Here is a 2307-nt window from a genome sequence, read left to right on the forward strand (position 1 = left end):
GAGCACGTCCTCTGATGGCCATCCGCACCTCCCGCCCCGGGCCCGCGACCCCCGCCCGAGGCGGCGCCCGGCGTCGCCGCCTGCCCCTGCGCATCGTGCTGCCGCTGCTGTTCCTCGTCGCCCTGATGGCGATGCTGCTGCTGCGCGGTTATGTGCACAGCGAGATCCTCGCCGACCACCGGATCAACTCCTCGGCCGCCGCCGACAAGGTGCCGGAGAAGGTGCTGGAGGGCGGCCCGGTCATCGACACCCGCGGTGACGAGGCGCAGACCCTCACCATCCCCGACGGCCACGTCGTGCTCACCTTCGACGACGGCCCCGACCCGGAGTGGACCCCCAAGGTCCTGGACGTGCTGAAGAAGCACGACGCGCACGCCGTCTTCTTCGTCACCGGCACCATGGCCTCCCGCCACCCCGACCTCGTCGAGCGCATCGCCGAAGAGGGCCACGAGATCGGGCTGCACACCTTCAACCACCCCGACCTCTCCCTGCAGTCGAAGGACCGCATCGACTGGGAGCTGTCCCAGACCCAGCTCGCCATCACCGGCGCCGCGGGCATCCGCACCTCCCTGTTCCGGCCGCCGTACTCCTCGCAGGCCGGCGCCATGGACAACAACTCCTGGCCGGTCGCCGAGTACATCGGCGACCGCGGCTACATCACCGTCGTCAACACCCATGACAGCGAGGACTGGCGCAAGCCCGGCGTCGCCGAGATCATCGAGCGCGCCACGCCCGAGGACGGCAAGGGCGGCGTCGTCCTGATGCACGACTCCGGCGGCGACCGCCACCAGACCGTCCAGGCCCTGGACCGGATGCTGCCCGACCTGAAGGACAAGGGCTACACGTTCGACAACCTCACCGAGGCCCTGGACGCGCCCAGCGCGCACAGCCCCGTCACCGGCGTCGAGCTGTGGAAGGGCAAGGCCTGGGTCTTCCTGGTGCAGGCCTCCGACAACATCACCGCCGTGCTCGTGGTCGGACTCGCGATCGTCGGCTTCCTCGTCATCGCCCGCTTCGTGCTGATGCTGGTGCTGTCCGCGGCCCACGCCCGCAAGGTGCGCCGCCGCGGCTTCTCGTGGGGACCGCCGATCACCGATCCGGTGTCGGTGCTGGTCCCGGCGTACAACGAGGCCAAGTGCATCGAGAACACGGTCCGTTCGCTGATGGCGAGCGACCACCCCATCGAGGTCATCGTCATCGACGACGGCTCCAGCGACGGCACCGCGCGCATCGTCGAGGGCCTGAACCTGCCCAACGTCCGCGTGGTGCGCCAGCTCAACGCGGGCAAGCCCGCCGCGCTCAACCGCGGTGTCGCCAACGCACGGTACGACATCATCGTGATGATGGACGGCGACACCGTCTTCGAGCCGACCACCGTCCGCGAACTCGTGCAGCCCTTCGGCGACCCGCGCGTCGGCGCCGTCGCCGGCAACGCCAAGGTCGGCAACAAGGACAAGCTGATCGGCGCCTGGCAGCACATCGAGTACGTGATGGGCTTCAACCTCGACCGCCGGATGTACGACGTCCTGCAGTGCATGCCCACCATCCCGGGCGCCGTGGGAGCCTTCCGCCGCTCGGCGCTCGAACGGGTCGGCGGCATGAGCGACGACACGCTCGCCGAGGACACCGACATCACCATGGCCATCCACCGCGACGGCTGGAAGGTGGTGTACGCCGAGAACGCCCGCGCCTGGACCGAGGCCCCCGAGTCGGTGCAGCAGCTGTGGTCCCAGCGCTACCGCTGGTCCTACGGCACCATGCAGGCCATCTGGAAGCACCGCCGCGCCCTGGTCGACCGGGGCCCCTCGGGCCGCTTCGGCCGCGTCGGCCTGCCGCTGGTGTCCCTGTTCATGGTCCTCGCCCCGCTGCTGGCCCCGCTCATCGACGTCTTCCTCATCTACGGCCTGATCTTCGGCCCGACCGGCAAGACGATCCTCGCCTGGTTCGGCGTCCTCGCCATCCAGGCGGCCTGCGCGGCCTACGCCTTCGTCCTCGACCGCGAGAAGCTCACGCCGCTGCTGTCGCTGCCGTTGCAGCAGATCCTCTACCGGCAGCTGATGTACGTCGTGCTGCTCCAGTCCTGGATCACCGCGCTCACCGGCGGCCGGCTGCGCTGGCAGAAACTGCGCCGCAAGGGCGGCGTCTCCGCCCCGCCCGGCGCCGGGGCCCAGCCGCCGCTGGTGGAGGGCCGTCCGGTGGGGTGAGCCCGGCGCCACGAGCCTTCGGCGGCCGTCACACCGGCCCCCCCACCGCAACGCCCGCACCAGAAAGTCCCGCACGTGACCGTACCCGCCCGCCCGGCCGACC

At 70.7% G+C, this 2307-nt stretch carries 1 protein-coding gene; it reads left to right on the top strand.

Annotation, left to right across the window (positions count from 1 at the left end):
- The first annotated feature begins 14 nt into the window (after positions 1–14).
- On the top strand, positions 15–2204 hold the full coding sequence (locus N4P33_RS34740; protein ID WP_260830898.1) for a polysaccharide deacetylase family protein: 2190 nt from the start codon (positions 15–17) through the stop codon (positions 2202–2204).
- Positions 2205–2307 lie beyond the last annotated feature (103 nt).

It is taken from the genome of Streptomyces sp. 15-116A, assembly GCF_025290915.1.
GTDB lineage: Bacteria > Actinomycetota > Actinomycetes > Streptomycetales > Streptomycetaceae > Streptomyces.